The following is a 752-nucleotide window of genomic DNA, read 5'->3' on the forward strand; positions in this document are numbered from 1 at the left end:
CGCGTTGCCCCTTGTCGTGTTGCCACGCGGCATCGCTGCCCCCGTCGTGGCGCGCGTGCGTGCCTGCCGTTGTTCGCCCAGCGGGAGCTGCTGGCCTGCGCCCTGAGTGGGCGGTGCCGGTGGTCGTGGTGGCCGGCTGGGAAGTCCGTCGGCCCGCGCGTGTTCCGCCGGGGAGCGCCGGCCTGGGTGGTGCGCGACAGTGGCTGGAAATGAGTCTGACATGCCGGGCATAGCGCGCCTTTTGCCGATCGGCCGGCTAGCGGGCCCACAGCCCGTCGCCGCTCGACCACCTCGTGGTTCGCCTGTCCGCGCGCGCCGCCAGGTGCTCCGTGTCGCTGTCCTGCCTTGCGTACAGCCCACCCGACGCCGTGCGTGGGACACGCCCTGGCGGCGAGGTCCGGGGCGCATCGGTCCGGCGCCGAACGGAGCCCACCCTCGCCAGGCCCGTTCCCTGGTCAGGGCGCGCCGGGACCTGAGCCGGGCGGTGCCCGGGCGCGTTGTTCAGGAGCGCTGTGCCGCCAGGCGGTCGCCCACCGCGCGCAGGCCGACCAGGTCGTGAACGTCGCCCGGGAGCGCCGCGACCTCGGCCACCGGGACCTCCGGGTGCAGGGCGGTGAAGCGGTCCCGCGTGCGCTGTTCGCGCGCGAGCAGCGACATGCGCTCCGCGTGCAGCAGGAGGAGCCCCGCGGCCAACTGTTCGGCGCTGGCCCTGTCGGGGTCGCCGTCCGTGGCTGGGGTGGCCGCGGCGGGCT

General features: G+C 75.7%; 1 pseudogene. It reads right to left on the reverse strand.

Going from position 1 to position 752, the window contains the following annotated elements:
* Window positions 1-501: 501 nt before the first annotated feature.
* Window positions 502-752 (reverse strand): annotated as a pseudogene (locus tag KUM32_RS41410) (ArsA family ATPase); the annotation flags it as partial.

The sequence above is a fragment of the Streptomyces sp. AC627_RSS907 genome (assembly GCF_019049165.1).